The sequence below is a fragment of the Rhodococcus sp. NPDC055024 genome (assembly GCF_053608585.1).
Window position 1 is genome coordinate 20,701 of sequence record NZ_JBSGVT010000010.1, and the last position, 17,075, is coordinate 37,775.

A 17,075-nucleotide genomic window follows, 5' to 3' on the forward strand; every position below is an offset into this window, starting at 1 on the left:
TTCCTTCGTCAAGAGTCCAGAACCTGCACTGCTTCGATTATCAGTCCGGTGCCACTCCGGCGGCACGCCCTGCTTCGAGTTCGCGCTTGAGCTCGAAGGACATGACCTTGCCGTCGACCCGACGCTTTCGGTTCATCGCGGCGAGGTCGAGGCTCGCCAGATCGGACGGGGATACGCCGACCGGTTCACAGTGCAGGAAGTAGTGCGCGATCGTCCCGTCCATGACCGGTTCGAGCCACACCTCCATGGTGCCGACCAGCTGACCGGACACTCCCCAGCGAAATCCTGCGGGGCCACGATCTTCCCGGACTTCGAGCGCAAGATCACTGAACCAGCGACGCCACCGCGCACGCAAGGACAACAGTTCGGCGACCCGCTCGGGCGGGGCGGCGATGAAAGTCTGGTCTGCGACCTGGATGCTGCTCACCGAAGTAGCTTCACATATCGCGTCGGCGAAGCGTCGAGGGGTGTCGCACCACTGCATACCGGACAGACTGTAAGCCTGGCCACAACTGCGTCGGACATGCGACTACAGTAGGAGACGAAAACCCTACTCGTCAGTATTTCGCAGTGTCGGAGGTATTTCGTGCCTGAGTTCAGCGCACCCCAGACGTTCACCATTCCCGAGGATGCCTCCGCGGTCGACTCGGTCTTCGCCTTCGCGAAGACGAAGCCGGCGGCGGTTGTCTACAAGCGCAAAGTCGGAAATGCATGGGTCGATGTCACTGCAGGCGAATTCGCCGCTCAGGTGACGGCCGTCGCCAAGGGGCTCATCGCGATCGGCGTCAAGCAGGGCGACCGCGTCGGCCTCATGTCGGCGACTCGCTTCGAATGGCCGCTCGTCGACTACGCAATCTGGGCAGCCGGTGGCGTGACGGTTCCGATCTACGAAACCTCCGCAGCCGAGCAGGTTCGTTGGATTCTCGAGGACTCCGAGGCAATCGACCTCATCGTCGAGAACGACACGCACGCCGCCACCGTGAAGGATGTCGCTGCAGCCGCACCCGCGCTCCGCTCGGTCTACCAGATCGATGCCGCGGCGGGCGGTAAAGGTGTTGTCGAGGAACTGACCGCACTGGGTGCCGACATCTCCGACGAGGACGTCCGCGCCCGCGTCGCCGCACTGAAGGCCTCCGATCCCGCAACCCTGATCTACACCTCGGGCACCACAGGCCGACCCAAGGGTTGCCAGCTGACGCACTCCAACCTCATTGCCGAGTCGAAGGGCATCCTCGACTCCAACCTCGGCACGCTGCTCAAGACTCCCGGTGTTCGCACCCTGATGTTCTTGCCGCTCGCGCACGTTCTCGCTCGCGCAGTCAGCATCGCGTCGTTCGATGCCGGTGCAACGCTGGGGCACACGAGCGACATCCCGAACCTCGTTCCGACGTTCGGTGAGTTCAAGCCCGACTTCATCCTCTCGGTGCCGCGTGTATTCGAAAAGGTCTACAACAGCGCACGTGCCAAGGCGCACGGCGACGGCAAGGGCAAGATCTTCGACGCGGCCGCAGACACTGCGGTTGCCTGGAGCGAGGCCCAGGACAAGGGCGGCGCCGGCATCGTCCTCAAAGCCAAGCACGCCCTTTTCGACAAGCTCGTCTACTCGAAGCTGCGCGCTGCACTCGGCGGACAGTGCCAGCTGGCCATTTCCGGTGGTGCACCTCTCGGCGCTCGACTCGGCCACTTCTTCCGAGGTATCGGCGTCACGATCTACGAGGGCTACGGACTGACCGAAACCACCGCAGCGTTCGCCGTCAACACCATCGGCGCCCAGAAGGTCGGCTCCGTCGGAAAGCCCTTGGCCGGCAACTCCGTTCGCGTTGCCGAAGACGGCGAGATCCTCCTCTCGGGACCCGTGGTCTTCACCGGCTACTGGCGCAACGAGAAGGCGACCGCCGAGTCGATCGAGGACGGCTGGTTCCACACCGGCGACCTGGGCACCGTCGACAAGGACGGCTACATCACCATCACCGGACGCAAGAAGGAAATCATCGTCACGGCAGGCGGCAAGAACGTCTCTCCCGCTCAGCTCGAAGATTCCCTTCGTGCCCATCCGCTGATCAGCCAGGCCATCGTGGTCGGCGACCAGAAGCCCTTCATCGGCGCTCTCATCACCATCGACGCCGAGGCGCTCCCCGCCTGGAACGAGCGCAACAACAAGGCCGCGGGAACTACAGCTGCCGACCTGGTCTCGGACGGCGAACTGGTCGGTGAAATCCAGGACGCCATCGACGAGGCCAACAAGCTCGTCTCACACGCCGAGGCGATCAAGAAGTTCCGCATTCTTCCGGTCGACTTCTCCGAGGACACAGGCGAACTCACGCCCACGATGAAGCTCAAGCGCAACGTCGTGCACGAGAGCTTTGCCGCTGACATCGAAAAGATCTACGCCAAGTAGTTTTCCGGCAAGTAGGTCTCCGCCGCAGTGAACGGCCCGCACCGAATTCGGTGCGGGCCGTTGGCGTTCGAGTCCGCAGTAGCTCAGCCGAGGAGATTACGCAGCTTCGAAGCGAGCGTGTCCCACTTCCATTCTTCGGCAACCCACGCCCGGCCGGCTGCTCCCATCGCGGCCGCTCGATCACGATCGGACAGAACCTCGATCACCGATTCGGCCACGTCACGAACCGAGGTGCCGTCGACCACGAGCCCGGTCTTGTTCTGCTGCACCGTTTCCGGGGCGCCACCACTGCGCCCGGCGATGACCGGAACGCCGGTCGCCGAAGCCTCGAGGTAGACGATTCCCAATCCTTCGACGTCCAAGCCGGCGCCTCGGGTACGACACGGCATCGCAAACACGTCGGCAATCGTGTGGTGAGCCGACAACTCCGCGGCGGGCACCGTGCCGGTGAAGACGACGTGATCGTCCATCCCGGTTTTACGCGCCAGTTGACGGAGGTGGTCTTCGTAGGGCCCACCGCCGACTATCACCAGTACCGCCCCGTCGATGCTCTTGCGAATGGCCGGAAGCGCCTTGATGAGCATGTCCTGTCCCTTGCGGGGCACGAGCCGCGACAAGCACAAGATCGTGGGCCGCTCCCCCAGCCCGTATCGCTTGCGCAGTTCTGCCCGGGCGACCGAGTCCGGGTGGAACACCGACGTGTCGACGCCCGACGGCAGGTGCTCGAGTGCCGCTTGCGGGCCGAAAGCCGCCGAGAACCGTCCACGGGTGTACTTGCTGACAAACGTCACCGCATCCGTGTGGTCACCGATCACGCGCAACGACTGCCGCGCACCGGGAATCATCGACCATCCGACCTCGTGGCCGTGGGTACTCGCGATCACTCGGCTCGCTCCAGCGCGCCGAACAACCGGCGCCAACAATGCCAACGGCGCCGCCGCACCGAACCAGACCGACTCACAGTCGTGCTTCTTGACCAGCTTCGCGGCCCGACGAGCGACAAAAGGCGAGGGCAGCATCAGCGTTGTCGGGTGCCGAACGACCTCGAAAGGCTGTGCCGCGTCGAACTTCTTGTGCGAGTCGCCCCGCCACCTCGGCGCGTACACCACCAACTTGTCCGCCGGCAGGTGCCCTGCGAACGTGTGGAGATAAGACTGGATACCTCCGGGGCGAGGAGGAAAATCATTGGTCACCAAGAGGGTCCGGCGCATCCGTCCACCGTAGGGCACCCGGTTCGTCGAGACGTGACAAGGTCACCTCGCAGTTACGGACGACAGCGCCGCGAACGACCGAACCGCCGACTACTCAGCCCAGATGGCTGTTGGTCCAGTCGACCCATCCGGTTCGTAGTTCCTCGGTTCCGACGCCGAGCACCGCTCGGATCCGCGAGTCGAGGTCTTCGGCCGTCATCTTTCCGGAGGCCAGGGCCCGAAAGAGGTCGGTCAGCTTGGCCTCTCCGAATCGATCAGCGATGTACGCGTTGATCGACCACGCCGATTCGTACGCCAGTGAACTCACGACCGGTACACCGCCGAACTGCGTGTCGTCCGGAAACTCGGTAGGAGTGTCGCCGGCGCGTACCGCTGCTGCCAGAGTCGGCGCGATCTCGCCCCAGGCCCGCGAGGATCCGCGGTTACCCGCGTATTCGGCGAACCCTTCCAACACCCACATCGGTGACCCGTCACGGGTTTTCGATCGGGCGGCTATGTGCATGAGTTCGTGGCGCAACACCGTTCGCCTGGTGATGTCGGTCAACCTCGAAGCCGCGGCAGGCGAGAAAACCACCCGCTGGCCGCTCACGTCGGAAGACCCGTCCGCCGTCGCATCCGCGACCGACACTGCGGCAATCGAAGCGCCGTCGTGATGGGAGCCGACCAGTGCGGTGAATTCCTCCGCCGATCCAGCCACCATGAGCACCGCTCGCTCGGACCACCATGGACCCCACAATTGCGTCGTGTTCTCGATGGCCGAGTCCACATCGGACGCCAAGGCATCGACAAACGCCTGCTGACCCGGATGCCCGATCACCAGCGCGTTACCCGCAGAATTTTCGGCGACGGCCAGCGGGCCGAAGTCCCAAGGGCCGTTCCAGGATTCGCCCGTCGTTCGGGCTCCGTCCAGTCCGACGATCGCCCCGTCAGCAAGAACCGACCACTGATCACCGCGTTTCGCGAGCGTCATGGAAACGCCCTTGCGAGTGGGTAACGCGTCGACGCCGTCGAGGGCGTACCGCAACAGGACTTGCGCATTCCATACTTCGACGTCTCCGTCCGGCGCACCGGTTCGCGGCGCCGGAGTCAGGCCGCCGCTGGGAATCTCGTATCCCCAGTCGGAGAAGTCGAGCGCTCCCGCTGCGGTGGCTCGTCGAATTTCCGCTTCGAGCACACCGGGTGCGGCGGCATCGTCGACGAACTTCGCCAGCCCTGACGGATCGTCGGACATCTGCGCCGCAGCCCAGGCATCGAGAAAGGCCTGTACCTGAGCGGTTCGTTCGGCATCCTGCTCGCTGGCTGCATTTTCGTCGGAATCGGACCTGTTCGTCAGGAAGATCGTCAATCCGAGAACGAGCACCACGGCAACACCGAGTGCCACGAGAGCTGGGTACTCCCAACGGCGTTTTCGATCTGCGCCGACGTCGGGCGTCGTCATCGGTTCAGTCGGCACGGTGCCGAGTGTAGGAGAACTCGACTCGACGCTTCACGGCGGCTGGCCACACGTCGCCCGGACGCAGCAAGCCGTCAGTAACGACGCGCAGTGGAAAACTCCATGCCTGCCATCGACTGAACCTTTACCGGTACGCCGAACGTCGACGCATGCAGAATGTTTCCGTCGCCGGCGTAGATACCGACATGCGAGTTGTCGCTGTAGAAAGTCACGACGTCACCGGGCTGTAGTTGGTCCCTCGAGACCGGAACACCGCCCTGCGCCTGCGCTTGGCTCGAACGGGGCAGAGACTTCCCGATCTGCTTGTAGGCCCAGACCACCAGACCTGAGCAGTCGAACTCGTTCGGGCCGGTTGCGCCCCAGACGTACGGATCACCGATACGGGTCAGGCCTGCCTGGAGCGCCGCGGCGCCGGAACCTGGCGTCAAGTTAGCTAGAATTTTGCTGAGATCGACGTCCGGCGGGAAAGGCGTACCGCTCAGTTGGTTACGCTCGGCATCGGTGAGGTTCTGGAATGCCTTGGTCACATCGGCGATCTGCGTCTGCAGTTCACTCTGCTTGCGCTGCAAGTCGTCACTGAGTGCACGGGCTTGATCGGCGGCGGTTCGAGCCTCTTCGGCCGATCGCTTCGACGCTTCCGAGGCAGCACGCGCATCGGCAGTAGCTTGGTTGAACTGGGAGACCTGCACTGCGGCGTCGTTCGAGATCACGTCGAGCGCGGACATCTGGTCGAGCAACTGCTGCGGCGAATCGCTCACCATCAAAGCGAACAGGCGATTGGTCCGCGCACCCTGGTAATTCGCTGTGGCAATGCGGTTTACCGCCGGAGCGAACTCGGCGACGCGTGCCGAAGCCGCGTCGAGAAGGCCTTGATCGGCTGCCGATCGCGCGTCCGCATCGTTTGCGACGCCCAGCTTCGCGTCGAGATCGATCTGCGCGTTGTGCAGCGCTTCGTTGGTCTGCTCGGATACCCGGGAGAGCTCACCCAGCTTGTCGAGTGCCTCGGTCGGATTGGTGATGACGGGGTCGGCACCGGCCTGCATCGAAGGCCCTGCGACGAGTCCGAACGCCAGCACTCCCACTGTCAATGCGGCGCGTACTCGACTGTTGTTTTTCGATGAAACCACGGAATGCAACTCTCCGTCTCGATGAAGCGACGTCGACCGGGACCGGTCGACGATCTGTTAGCTGGCTGTCAACTATCCACAGTACCTGTCTCGGCCGCGCAATGTCTCGGTAAGGTTACGGAACGGCATACGTTTGTGTCTACTCGCCGGTAGGCGTCTCGGGGTGAAGTACCGGCGGATTGTCGAGAAACCAAAAATGTGGGCCTCGAATCAGAAGATTCGAGGCCCACATTCGAAGATCCGGAGCTCCCCCGAGCTCCGCCGCCTTGCAGCGGCGGATCGTTCCGACTGCCTACCGGAGACAGCCGTCGAGCGTGATCAGAAATCAGTAACGGCGAGCGCCGTCGTACGGCATCGAGGACACCGGTGCGAGCTTCACGGGCTGACCAGCGGTCGACGCGTGGATGACATTGCCGTTGCCGGCGTAGATGCCCGAGTGCGATCCGCCGTAGAAGGAGATCACGTCGCCGACCTGGAGATCGGACTGTGCAACGGCAACGCCGGCTGCAGCCTGGTCGTAGCTCGTGCGAGGCAGGTTCAGACCGGCCTGCTTGTATGCCCACTGAACCAGACCGGAGCAGTCGAATGCGTCCGGGCCCGATGCGCCGTACACGTACGGGGAGCCCAGCTTGCTCTCTGCGGCGCGAACTGCCTGCTCACCAACACTGGAGATGGGAGCGGCCGGTGCGGCCGGTGCGATGTCGGTGATGCCCGGGATGACCGGCAACTGAGGAATAGAAACGCCCGGAACCTCGAAGGTGCCGACGCCGGGGATCGTGATGGGGTCTGCCGAGGCAGGTGCAGCGGTGGCAGCAAATGCACCGACTGCGAGCGCGCCGGCTACTGCCAACTGCGCTGAACGCTTGAAACTCTGTGACGCCACTTAAGGGGTGCTCCATTTCTTCCATTCATCCGCCGACCGAGTTAGCTGACGGGTTCGGGCTGGGAAGATCAGCCCTACCCGCGTGGTCTGCAGCGATCGTGCGTGCTGCACCCCAGGCGGGATTCACCCCAGTGGAAACTTGGGTTCCCGGTTCGGGTTCCTCGCGGAGATCCCGATTAGGCGGTTCCTGACGATGCCGGTCCTGTTTGGTCCGGCAAGACTTCGTTAGGTCTCAGGAAGGTTACGAAATGATCGCGACGATGTCGACCGCTTCGTGACAATCGCGCCCGATTCGCCGGAAATCGTGCTGCCGCGCCCGCGATACTCCCAACGGGTCACGAAGAGATAACAACAGGTCTGTTCGGCGAGGCTCACCTGGCCCGCAAACCTGCGCTTGCTACCCACTGGCAAGGGTCACCAAACCCGACAATCCTATCTTCCATGCAGTTCAACGCCGATTACTTGAAACTAGAACCTGTTTCGATCAATCCAGCATTTTCGGCGGCTGATCGTCGTAGCAACAACCTCACGAATCGCCCTACCCGCAAGTAGGTGCAATGCCGCATTCACGAGTTCCCACCGCAAGTGTGATCCTCGTCTCTCATACTTTTGTCGGGGGTCAATCCGTTGATTTCCCAATGGAAGTCGGAGTGAGCCGGATTCCGCGTCAGCACTCGCCAATTCCTGTCGGGGGGTCCTTCTACTGTCTGCGATGTGAGTCCCGCCTCGGCCCGAGAATTTCCGTCTCCGCCCCCGTTCTCCGACGGGGAGAAATTCGACGTCGGGCGGCAACTGAGCTTCGACGAGTTGGACACACCGCTGAGCGAGACAACGTTTGTCGTCGTCGACCTCGAGACCACCGGTGGAAGCGCCGACCAGGACTCCATCACAGAGATCGGCGCCGTCAAGATCCGGGGCGGCGAGGTCCTCGGTGAAATGGCCACACTCGTCGACCCTGGCCGGTCGATTCCGCCGTACATCGTCGAGCTGACCGGAATCACCACGGCCATGCTGATCGGCGCACCGCCGATCGAGCGTGTCCTGCCTGCATTTCTCGAGTTCGCCGAGGGCGCGGTGCTGGTGGCACACAACGCGCCGTTCGACATCGGCTTCCTCAAAGCAGCGGCGTCACGCAGCGCACGCCCGTGGCCGGCATTCCGTGTCCTGTGCACCGTCAAACTCGCCCGACGGGTACTCACGCGCGACGAAGCACCTTCGGTGAAGCTCTCCGCACTCGCCCATCTCTTCCAAGTGACCACCCAGCCGACGCACCGGGCTCTCGACGACGCGCGTGCGACCGTCGACGTCCTCCACGGACTGATCGACAGGGTCGGAAACCAGGGCGTCCACAGTTACAGCGAACTCGTCGACTACCTGCCCAATATTTCCTCGCATCAACGGGCCAAACGGTCCTTTGCCGCCGACCTGCCGAGAAGCCCCGGCGTCTACCTTTTCCGAGGTCCTTCGGACGAAGCCCTCTATATAGGAACCGCTACCGATCTACGACGCCGCGTCCGCAACTACTTCACCGGTTCGGAGACGCGCGGCCGTATGAAGGAAATGGTCGCGCTGGCCACTCGCGTCGACCACGTCGAGTGCGCGCATGCTTTGGAAGCCGGGGTCCGCGAACTGCGCCTGCTGAGCGCGCATGCACCGCCGTACAACCGCCGCTCCAAGTTTCCCAAGCGCGGTTGGTGGATCACCATCACGGACGAGGCATTCCCGAGATTGTCCGTGGTTCGCACGCCGACGGCCGATTCGATCGGCCCGTTCACCTCTCGCGCCGATGCAGTAGACGTCGCCGAAACGGTCGCAGAGTTCAGTCGTCTACGCACCTGCACCAAGCGACTGGGGCGCGGCGCCGTCCACGGCCCTGACTGCCCCGCTCGCGAATTGGGAGCGTGTCCGGCCTCCTGGGCCCCGGAAATCACTGCAGAGGACTACTCGGCGGCCCCTGAGGCTGTGCGTGGTTTCTTCCGGGGGATCAACGACGCTCCTCTACAAAAGATGCAGGCGCGGATCGACGAGCTGTCCGCACACGCGTTGTTCGAGAATGCTGCTCGTCTGCGTGACCGAACCGTCGCAGTCGCTACCGCAGTGCGGCGCACACAGCGGCTCGCCGCAGTCGCGGCGATCGAACAACTCGTTCTCGCCCGCCCCACGGGGGACGGCGGCTGGGAGCTGTCCGTGATCCGCTCCGGACGGCTCGCCTCCGCAGGACGCGCCGGGCGCGGAACACACCCGATGCCCGTCGTCGACGCCATCACAGCGGCCGCCGAAACCGTGTTGCCTGACGACGCCCCGTTTCGCGGCGCCTCGCCCGAAGAACTGGGACTGATCGCCAGATGGCTCGGATCGGACGGTGTCCGAATCGTGTCGGCGACATCCGGCTACGTCGAACCGGTGGGCGGCGCCGGCAAGTGGGAAGCCTGGTGCCGACTCGCGCGAGCCGGTACCGAATCCGAACATCGATGACGTAACGGCGGGGCGGCACCCCTAAGCTCGATCGAAACCACCGGGTCAGCACAACCCGCCGGGAAATCGAGGAGAGAAATGATCAACGCCATCGTCATGATTCACGCCGAGTCCGCCCGGATCCCGGAAACCGCTCAGGCCGTCGCCGACCTGTCCGGAGTGACCGAGGTCTACTCGTGCGCAGGTGACGTCGACTTGATCGCCATCGTGAAAGTACGTGACCACGCCCAGATCGCCGACGTGGTCACCGGGGGAATCAACAAGGTGCCCGGCGTTCTCCGAACCGCCACACACATTGCATTCCAGTCGTTCTCCAGCGCTGACGTCGAAGCCGGATTCTCTCTGGGCGAGTAGCCCGTCGACCGAGCCTGATCGACGCCTCTTCGACTGACGTCGATCAGGCTTGGTCAGCCAGATCCGCGGTGAGTGCCGCCCACTTGTGAAGCAGTTCAGCGCCCGCGCCGCTGTCGATCGCGGCAGCGGCGGCGTTCATCCCGGCAGAGATCGCACCCTCGAGGTCGTCGCCGACACCGTTGAATGCCGCGATGGCTGCTCCCGCATTCAGCAAGACCGCGTCCCGGACGGGGCCCTTCTGCCCGGAGAGTAGCGTTCGCGCGACCGTGGCGTTGACTTCGGCGTCTCCTCCGCGCAACTCCTCGAGTGGAACGCGGTCGATTCCGAGATCACGCGGATCCAACGTGACGGTTCGCACACTCCCGCCGCCGACGATGTGGACCGTCGAAGTCGTGGAGGTGGTCAGCTCGTCGAGTCCGTCGTCTCCGCGCACCACCAACGCCGAATTGCCGCGCTGCGCAAGTACTCCCGCGACAACCGAGATCAGCTTCGGGAATGCGCACCCGATCAGGCCGGCGCGCGGGCGAGCCGGATTGGTCAGTGGACCGAGCACGTTGAACGCCGTCGGGATGCCGATTTCCTTGCGGGGCACCGCTGCAAAGCGCAGTGCGGGATGGAAGACCGGCGCGAAGCAGAAGCCGATGCCGACCTCTTCGACGCACCTCGCCACCTGCTCCGGCCCGAGGTTGATGCGAACGCCGAGCGCCTCGAGCACGTCGGCTCCGCCGCTCTTGGATGAAGCAGCGCGGTTGCCGTGCTTGACAACTCGCACACCGGACGCGGCAACCACGATCGAGGCCATCGTCGAGATGTTGACGGTGTTGGAGCGGTCACCACCCGTACCGACGATGTCGACGACGTCGGAATCGACCGGCACGCGCCGGGAGTGTTCGAGCATCGCGGCAGCGAGCCCTTCCAACTCCGCGGGAGTTTCGCCCTTCATCTTCAGCCCGACACCGAAAGCTGCGATCTGAGCGGAAGTGGCGTTATCCGACATGATCTCGCCCATCGCCCAACGGGAGTCCGCCTCCGACAAGTCACTGCCGTCCGTGAGCAATCCGAGAATCATCGGCCAGGACCGCACCACTGCACTCGAATCGACGTTCACGGCGTTGGATGCGTCGGTGCCGGCCATAGTGCCTTGGTCCCCTGTCGTTCATGTGGGCTGGATTTCGTGCTGTCGTTTCGTGCTGTGTTTTTGTGCTGTCATTACGTGCTGTCTCTGACCCTGGCAGCCTAGTCAGTGAGGTAGCGAGGACACCGAATAGGGCCGCTCAGGACTTTCGGCGGCCGCGCTTGGGCGTCGCCTCCGCAAGGGCTGGGGGCTGAAGCGCATCCCACCCGGCTACCGAACCACCCAGTCGCTGGGCCAGACCGGCCATTCGTGATCGCTCCTGGGAGCAATGCAGGGCGTCCAGCACCTGGACACGCTCGAAGATGACGCGAACCGAATTCTCGACCGCCTGAGCCACGTCCTCGGGCCGACTCACGCCTCGCACATAGCCGTCCTGGGCGACGATGTTCTCGGCATCGACAACCGCACCCTCCGGCAGGTCCAGATGGTGCCGCAGAACCACTTCGGACTCCGCCCGGAACTTCGGCTCGGTGGAGCCGGCACGTTCGAGAGCGGTCGAACTCGCCTCGGCGTCGTCGAAGCCCTCGGCGACGACGACCAGATCCGACCGCCCCGCGTCGAGCGGCGTCGGAATCTTTGTGCCGAAAATTCTCAGGAACCACGGTCTACTCTTGTGTGTAGCTGCCATCGCGCCAGCATATTCCGACCACGCCACCAGCGCGTTCGCCGCCCGATCCCGCGAACTCGAGCCGAGCGACGCGCCGATGGTGGACCCGAGTGGTCGTCTCTTACGACGAAGCGTCATACTTCTGTCTGTGACGAGCGCAGTAGGGACTTCAGGATCGGCAATCACCCAACGCGTGCACTCGCTGAACCGGCCGAATATGGTCAGCGTTGGCACCATCGTGTGGTTGTCAAGTGAGCTCATGTTCTTCGCAGGGCTCTTTGCCATGTACTTCGTGGCACGAGCTCAGGCGAACGGAAATTGGCCGCCGGAGCCAACCGAATTGAACCTGTATCTGGCCGTGCCGGTGACCTTGGTGCTGATCGCATCTTCGTTCACCTGCCAGATGGGTGTCTTCGCGGCTGAGCGTGGCGACGTCTTCGGACTTCGTCGCTGGTACACCATCACCTTGATCATGGGGGCGTTCTTCGTCTCCGGCCAGGGTTACGAGTACTACCACCTTGTGCACGAGGGCACCACGATTTCGAGCAGCGTGTACGGCTCGGTGTTCTACATGACCACCGGCTTCCACGGTTTGCACGTCATCGGCGGTCTCATCGCCTTCGTCTTCTTGATCGCACGTACCCGGGTCAGCAAGTTCACGCCCGCCCAGGCCACCGCCGCGATCGTTGTTTCGTACTACTGGCACTTTGTCGACATCGTGTGGATCGCGCTGTTTGCCACGATTTATTTCATCCGTTAATCAGCTGTACGCCCCAGGCAGCCCCTGACGTCCAGTTCCGTCCCGACATACCAAAGGGATACAGATGAGTTCATCCCCCCCTCCCGCATCCGATAACTCAGCGAATGCCGCGAAGTCGCGTCGCCAGCGGAAAATCCGCCGGCGCGTTACCGGCGCGCTCGTATTGATGATGGGATTGATCAGCGCAGGTTTCCTCGCTTCGGCGTTGACACCAGCTCCGCAGGTTGCGACCGCCAGTGACGATTCAGCAGCCCTGATTCGTGAAGGCAAGCAGCTCTACGACACGTCATGCATCACGTGCCACGGCGCGAACTTGCAGGGCGTGCAGGACCGCGGTCCCAGCCTCATCGGCGTCGGCGAAGCAGCCGTGTACTTCCAGGTCTCCTCTGGTCGTATGCCCGCAGCTCGCAACGAAGCCCAGGCTGCACGCAAGGACCCCAAGTTCGATGCTGCGCAGACCGACGCCCTCGGCGCTTTCATCCAGGCCAACGGCGGCGGCCCGACGCTCATCCGCGACGAGAACGGCGAAATCGCCCAGTCCTCGCTGCGCGGTGGCGACATCGGACGCGGCAGTGAGCTCTTCCGGCTCAACTGCGCTTCCTGCCACAACTTCACCGGCCGCGGCGGCGCACTGTCCTCGGGCAAGTACGCCCCGGTCCTGGATCCGGCCAGCGAGCAGCAGATCTACGCTGCCATGGTTACCGGCCCCCAGAACATGCCGAAGTTCTCGGATCGTCAGCTGACGATCGAGGAGAAGAAGGACATCATCGCCTACGTCAAGTCGTCGGGCGAGTCGAAGGACCCCGGTGGGTACGGGCTCGGTGGCCTCGGTCCGGCCTCTGAGGGTCTCGCCATGTGGGCCGTCGGAATCATCGCTGTCGTCGGTGCAGCATTGTGGATCGGAGCAAGGTCATGAGCGACGCTGGCCAGCATGGCGGCGATACGCCTAAGAAGTACACAGATGAAGAGCTCGACGCGATGTCACGCGACGACCTGGTCAAGCTGGGTACCAATCTCGATGGCGTCGACGTCGTCTACCGCCGTGATCGTTGGTCGGTAAAGGGCACCAGGGCGGAGAAGCGCGCAGAACGCAACGTCGCCTTCTGGTTCGGCCTCGCCGGCGTTTCGGCGATCGCGTTCATCGCGATCTACCTGTTCTGGCCCTGGGAGTACGCCGGTGCCGGTGACGAGAACTACGGCAAGTACAGCCTGTACACCCCGCTGATCGGCTTGACCATGGGTCTGGCGATCCTCGGCGTCGGTATCGGTGCCGTTCAGTTCACGAAGAAGTTCATCCCCGAAGAGGTTTCGATCCAGGACCGCCACGACGGTGGTTCCACAGAGGTCGATCGTCGCACGATCGTTGCCGAACTCGGCGACACCCTCGATACGTCCACCCTCCCCCGCCGCAAGGCCATCAAGCGCAGCTTGATGTTCGGTGGTGGCGCACTCGGCGTCATGATGGTCATGCCTCTCGGCGGACTCATCAAGAACCCGTGGGCCAAGGGCGACGACTCACCCCTGTGGGTGTCCGGCTGGACCCCCAACTACCCGGGCGAGACCATCTACCTGCGTCGTGACACCGGCCGTCCCGAGGACATCGTCCTCGTTCGCCCGGAAGATCTCGATGCCGGATCGATGGAAACGGTCTTCCCGTTCCGCGAGTCCGACCGTGGCGACGAGCATGCTCTGCTCGCAGCACTGCGCGGCATTCGCAACTCGGTGATGCTCATCCGCCTGCGCACGGAAGACACCGCGCGTGTCACCAAGCGCAAGGGCCAGGAAAGCTTCAACTACGGCGACTACTTCGCGTACTCGAAGATCTGCACCCACCTAGGTTGCCCCACCTCGCTCTACGAACAGCAGAGCAACCGTATTCTGTGCCCCTGCCACCAGTCGCAGTTCGACGCACTGACCTACGGCAAGCCGATCTTCGGTCCCGCTGCTCGCGCACTTCCGCAGTTGCCTATTACAGTGAACGAAGAGGGCTTCCTGGTCGCCGACGGTGACTTCATCGAAGCACTCGGCCCGGCATTTTGGGAGCGTCGACCGTGACCACAACAACAACCAAACCGTCCAAGATCAGCGCGGCAGCGGCTGGACAAGCGGAGGCTATGGACTCCCGCTACCACCTCGCTGCAGGCATGCGCAGGCAGATCAACAAGGTCTTCCCGACGCACTGGTCCTTCATGCTCGGCGAGATCGCGCTCTACAGCTTCGTGATCCTGCTGATCTCCGGTGTGTTCCTGACGCTGTTCTTCGATCCGTCGATGGCACACGTCGTCTACCAGGGCGCATACCAGCCGCTACGCGGCGTCACGATGTCTCGCGCCTACGAGACCACCCTCAACATCTCCTTCGAGGTGCGCGGCGGTCTCTTCGTTCGCCAGATTCACCACTGGGCTGCACTGATGTTCGCGGCGTCGATCATCGTTCACCTCGCTCGCATCTTCTTCACCGGCGCATTCCGTCGCCCGCGTGAAGCGAACTGGGTCATCGGCTGCCTGCTGCTCATCCTGGCGATGTTCGAAGGCTTCTTCGGTTACACCATCCCCGACGACCTGCTCTCGGGCACCGGCCTCCGCGCCGCCTTCGGTGGTATCACGATGAGTATCCCGATCGTCGGTACCTGGATGCACTGGCTGATCTTCGACGGCGACTTCCCGGGCGACCTCATCATTCCGCGCCTCTACGTCGCGCACGTGCTGCTGTTCCCGGGCATCATCCTGGCCCTGATCGCCGGCCACCTCGCGTTGGTCTGGTACCAGAAGCACACGCAGTTCCCCGGCCCCGGCCGCACGGAACAGAACGTCGTCGGCGTTCGTATTCTCCCGGTCTTCGCGATGAAGGGTGGCGCGTTCTTCGCCATGACCTTCGGTGTGCTCGCACTGCTCGGTGGTCTGTTCCAGATCAACCCCGTGTGGAACATCGGTCCGTACAACCCGTCTCAGGTCTCGGCTGGTTCCCAGCCCGATATCTACATGATGTGGACGGACGGCCTTGCTCGACTGTGGCCGGCGTGGGAGATCTACCTGTTCAACCGCTACACGATCCCCGCTGTGTTCGCCGTCGCCCTGATCATGGGCCTCGTCTTCGCACTGTTGATCGCGTACCCGTGGATCGAGAAGCGCCTCACCGGAGACGACGCTCACCACAACATCCTGCAGCGCCCGCGCGACGTGCCGGTCCGTACCGCTATCGGTGCAATGTCCATCGCGTTCTACCTGGTGCTCACGATCTCCTGCATCAACGACATCATCGCGTACCACCTGCACATCTCGCTGAACGCAATGACGTGGATCGGCCGTATCGGCATGGTTCTCCTTCCGCCCATCGCGTACTTCGTGACGTACCGGTTCTGCATCGGCCTGCAGCGCAGTGACCGTGCAGTCCTCGAGCACGGCATCGAGACCGGCATCATCAAGCGGATGCCGAACGGCCAGTACATCGAGATCCACCAGCCGCTCGGCCCCGTCGACGAGCACGGACACCCGATCCCGCTCGAGTACCAGGGTGCAGCTGTCCCGAAGAAGATGAACAAGCTCGGCCTCGCCGGTAAGCCCGGTAGCGGTAGCCTGATCACCGCTGACCCGGTCGAGGAGAGCGAGGCTCTCGAAGCCGCTCATCACGAAGCTGAGCATGAGCAGCTTCAGATCCTTCTGGACTACCAGAACCGAACCAATGGCAAGTCCGACGGTTCGAGTGGAGAGCTCCACTAAGAACGACAGTTGACCAGTGAGGCCCCGAACCGGAATCCGGTTCGGGGCCTCACTCGTTCTCTGAGCGATTCAGTTTGGAGAACCACTAAGTCTTGTTACCACTCCCCCGGTTCGCCGTGTGCGGCCGGCGTGAAGGGCAGTACGCCCAATCTCAGACCTCGAAGACGGACGAATAGTGCTCGACCGTCGGGAACGGTTCGTAGAAGTGATGGAGAAGTTCTCGCCACTTCTCGTATCCCGCGGACTGACGGAACCCGATGGTGTGTGACTCCAAGTCCTCCCACTCGACGAGCAGGAGGTACCGTTCCGGCGCTTCCACGCAGTGCGAGAGCCGCAGCCTGATGAATCCGGGAACCTCGGAGATGATGGCGCGGGCCACGTCGAACGCGGACTCGAATTGCGCTGACTGCGCCGGATCGACCTGCAGGACGGCATGTTCGAGGATCATAGGCGAAGTGTTTCACGTTCTCGAGAGTCCCCACGAGGCGTTGCCGCCTGGTGAGATACTCGGACCATGACATCCCATGCGCGCGGCACCTTCGAGATCGATCTCCGCCCTGCCGATCCTGAGCTCGCCGGACGCGTCGGCCGCTTCGAGTTCGACAAGACATTCGTCGGCGGCATCGAAGGTACGTCGTCCGGCCTCATGCTGTCCGCCGGCGACCCGACACACGGTGAAGCCGGCTACGTCGCGTTGGAGGTTGTCACCGGGCAAGTCGAGGAAGCGGTGGGGTCGTTCGCCCTGCAGCAGTTCGGTCAGATGATCGACGGAACGCAGAAACTCCTGTACGAGATCGTGCCGGGCTCCGGAACCGGCGAATTGAAGGGTATCTCGGGCACTCTCGAGCTCGAGGTAGTCAATGGTCTACACCGCTACGACCTCGAATACCTGCTCCACGACTGACAGACAGCGGTTGATACTTCGCACGCTCGTCCTACACCTGCATCAACGA

Annotated in this window: 16 protein-coding genes and 1 riboswitch; of the genes, 8 read left to right on the plus strand and 8 right to left on the minus strand. The window is 63.2% G+C overall.

Annotated features, from left to right (window positions below; all coding sequences use genetic code 11):
• Positions 1-40 precede the first annotated feature (40 nt).
• The gene (locus ACWF6P_RS20620; RefSeq protein WP_452622285.1) at positions 41-427 is read right to left on the minus strand and encodes a polyketide cyclase / dehydrase and lipid transport; all 387 of its coding nucleotides are present in this window, start codon (positions 425-427) and stop codon (positions 41-43) included.
• 159 nt (positions 428-586) lie between these two features.
• On the opposite strand from ACWF6P_RS20620, the gene ACWF6P_RS20625 reads away from it, so the two are divergent.
• Complete coding sequence (locus ACWF6P_RS20625) at positions 587-2,398, plus strand: AMP-dependent synthetase/ligase (protein WP_452622286.1); 1,812 nt, start codon at positions 587-589, stop codon at positions 2,396-2,398.
• 83 nt (positions 2,399-2,481) lie between these two features.
• Here the strand turns inward: ACWF6P_RS20625 and ACWF6P_RS20630 are convergent, their stop codons facing one another.
• From ACWF6P_RS20630 to ACWF6P_RS20645, 4 genes are all read right to left on the minus strand, one after another.
• On the minus strand, positions 2,482-3,609 hold the full coding sequence (locus ACWF6P_RS20630) for a glycosyltransferase family 4 protein (RefSeq protein ID WP_378538840.1): 1,128 nt from the start codon (positions 3,607-3,609) through the stop codon (positions 2,482-2,484).
• Positions 3,610-3,703: 94 nt separating this feature from the next.
• On the minus strand, positions 3,704-5,062 hold the full coding sequence (locus ACWF6P_RS20635; protein ID WP_378448004.1) for a peptidase MA family metallohydrolase: 1,359 nt from the start codon (positions 5,060-5,062) through the stop codon (positions 3,704-3,706).
• Positions 5,063-5,136: 74 nt separating this feature from the next.
• A complete protein-coding gene (locus ACWF6P_RS20640; protein WP_378538842.1) occupies positions 5,137-6,189 on the minus strand; it encodes a C40 family peptidase in 1,053 nt (350 codons plus the stop codon).
• Between the two features lie 325 nt (positions 6,190-6,514).
• Positions 6,515-7,072 (minus strand): C40 family peptidase, encoded by a 558-nt coding sequence (locus ACWF6P_RS20645; protein ID WP_151531771.1) that lies wholly within the window; start codon positions 7,070-7,072, stop codon positions 6,515-6,517.
• 14 nt (positions 7,073-7,086) lie between these two features.
• Positions 7,087-7,265: riboswitch (cyclic di-AMP (ydaO/yuaA leader) on the minus strand.
• Positions 7,266-7,864: 599 nt separating this feature from the next.
• On the opposite strand from ACWF6P_RS20645, the gene ACWF6P_RS20650 reads away from it, so the two are divergent.
• Together ACWF6P_RS20650 and ACWF6P_RS20655 are read left to right on the plus strand one after the other, a co-directional pair.
• Positions 7,865-9,547 carry a DEDD exonuclease domain-containing protein gene (locus ACWF6P_RS20650; RefSeq protein ID WP_452622421.1) on the plus strand — a complete coding sequence of 561 codons (1,683 nt, stop codon included), beginning with the start codon at positions 7,865-7,867 and terminating at the stop codon, positions 9,545-9,547.
• Positions 9,548-9,625: 78 nt separating this feature from the next.
• Positions 9,626-9,901 carry an Lrp/AsnC family transcriptional regulator gene (locus tag ACWF6P_RS20655; protein ID WP_003941677.1) on the plus strand — a complete coding sequence of 92 codons (276 nt, stop codon included), beginning with the start codon at positions 9,626-9,628 and terminating at the stop codon, positions 9,899-9,901.
• A gap of 43 nt (positions 9,902-9,944) precedes the next feature.
• Here ACWF6P_RS20655 and trpD read toward each other — a convergent pair whose 3' ends face one another.
• Positions 9,945-11,036: an anthranilate phosphoribosyltransferase gene (gene trpD / locus ACWF6P_RS20660; protein ID WP_378547071.1), complete on the minus strand. Its 1,092-nt coding sequence runs from the start codon at positions 11,034-11,036 to the stop codon at positions 9,945-9,947.
• A 139-nt stretch (positions 11,037-11,175) separates the two neighbouring features.
• Positions 11,176-11,664: a hypothetical protein gene (locus tag ACWF6P_RS20665; RefSeq protein WP_452622287.1), complete on the minus strand. Its 489-nt coding sequence runs from the start codon at positions 11,662-11,664 to the stop codon at positions 11,176-11,178.
• 127 nt (positions 11,665-11,791) lie between these two features.
• Between ACWF6P_RS20665 and ctaE the strand changes: the two genes are divergently transcribed.
• The 4 genes from ctaE (at position 11,792) to qcrB (ending at position 16,122) form a co-directional block, all read left to right on the plus strand.
• Positions 11,792-12,403 (plus strand): aa3-type cytochrome oxidase subunit III, encoded by a 612-nt coding sequence (ctaE, locus tag ACWF6P_RS20670; RefSeq protein WP_020908101.1) that lies wholly within the window; start codon positions 11,792-11,794, stop codon positions 12,401-12,403.
• 64 nt (positions 12,404-12,467) lie between these two features.
• Positions 12,468-13,319, plus strand: coding sequence for a cytochrome bc1 complex diheme cytochrome c subunit (qcrC, locus tag ACWF6P_RS20675; RefSeq protein WP_020908102.1), 852 nt, complete (start codon positions 12,468-12,470; stop codon positions 13,317-13,319).
• Positions 13,316-14,458: a cytochrome bc1 complex Rieske iron-sulfur subunit gene (gene qcrA, locus ACWF6P_RS20680; protein WP_020908103.1), complete on the plus strand. Its 1,143-nt coding sequence runs from the start codon at positions 13,316-13,318 to the stop codon at positions 14,456-14,458. The genes qcrC and qcrA overlap by 4 nt, the downstream gene beginning before the upstream one ends.
• Positions 14,459-14,517: 59 nt before the next feature.
• Entirely contained in the window at positions 14,518-16,122 is a 1,605-nt protein-coding gene (qcrB, locus tag ACWF6P_RS20685) for a cytochrome bc1 complex cytochrome b subunit (RefSeq protein ID WP_378448044.1), read from the plus strand.
• Positions 16,123-16,273: 151 nt separating this feature from the next.
• Here qcrB and ACWF6P_RS20690 read toward each other — a convergent pair whose 3' ends face one another.
• Positions 16,274-16,570: an antibiotic biosynthesis monooxygenase family protein gene (locus tag ACWF6P_RS20690; protein WP_230813585.1), complete on the minus strand. Its 297-nt coding sequence runs from the start codon at positions 16,568-16,570 to the stop codon at positions 16,274-16,276.
• Positions 16,571-16,636: 66 nt separating this feature from the next.
• On the opposite strand from ACWF6P_RS20690, the gene ACWF6P_RS20695 reads away from it, so the two are divergent.
• On the plus strand, positions 16,637-17,026 hold the full coding sequence (locus tag ACWF6P_RS20695) for a DUF3224 domain-containing protein (protein ID WP_452622288.1): 390 nt from the start codon (positions 16,637-16,639) through the stop codon (positions 17,024-17,026).
• Positions 17,027-17,075 lie beyond the last annotated feature (49 nt).

Excerpts from the sequence above, each read along its gene's own strand:
- qcrA (WP_020908103.1), top strand. The coding sequence starts at position 13,316 with ATGAGCGACGCTGGCCAGCATGGCGGCGATACGCCTAAGAAGTACACA.
- ACWF6P_RS20690 (WP_230813585.1), bottom strand. The coding sequence starts at position 16,570 with ATGATCCTCGAACATGCCGTCCTGCAGGTCGATCCGGCGCAGTCAGCG.
- ACWF6P_RS20630 (WP_378538840.1), bottom strand. The coding sequence starts at position 3,609 with ATGCGCCGGACCCTCTTGGTGACCAATGATTTTCCTCCTCGCCCCGGA.
- qcrC (WP_020908102.1), top strand. The coding sequence starts at position 12,468 with ATGAGTTCATCCCCCCCTCCCGCATCCGATAACTCAGCGAATGCCGCG.
- ACWF6P_RS20655 (WP_003941677.1), top strand. The coding sequence starts at position 9,626 with ATGATCAACGCCATCGTCATGATTCACGCCGAGTCCGCCCGGATCCCG.
- qcrB (WP_378448044.1), top strand. The coding sequence starts at position 14,518 with ATGGACTCCCGCTACCACCTCGCTGCAGGCATGCGCAGGCAGATCAAC.
- ACWF6P_RS20665 (WP_452622287.1), bottom strand. The coding sequence starts at position 11,664 with ATGGCAGCTACACACAAGAGTAGACCGTGGTTCCTGAGAATTTTCGGC.
- trpD (WP_378547071.1), bottom strand. The coding sequence starts at position 11,036 with ATGGCCGGCACCGACGCATCCAACGCCGTGAACGTCGATTCGAGTGCA.
- ACWF6P_RS20695 (WP_452622288.1), top strand. The coding sequence starts at position 16,637 with ATGACATCCCATGCGCGCGGCACCTTCGAGATCGATCTCCGCCCTGCC.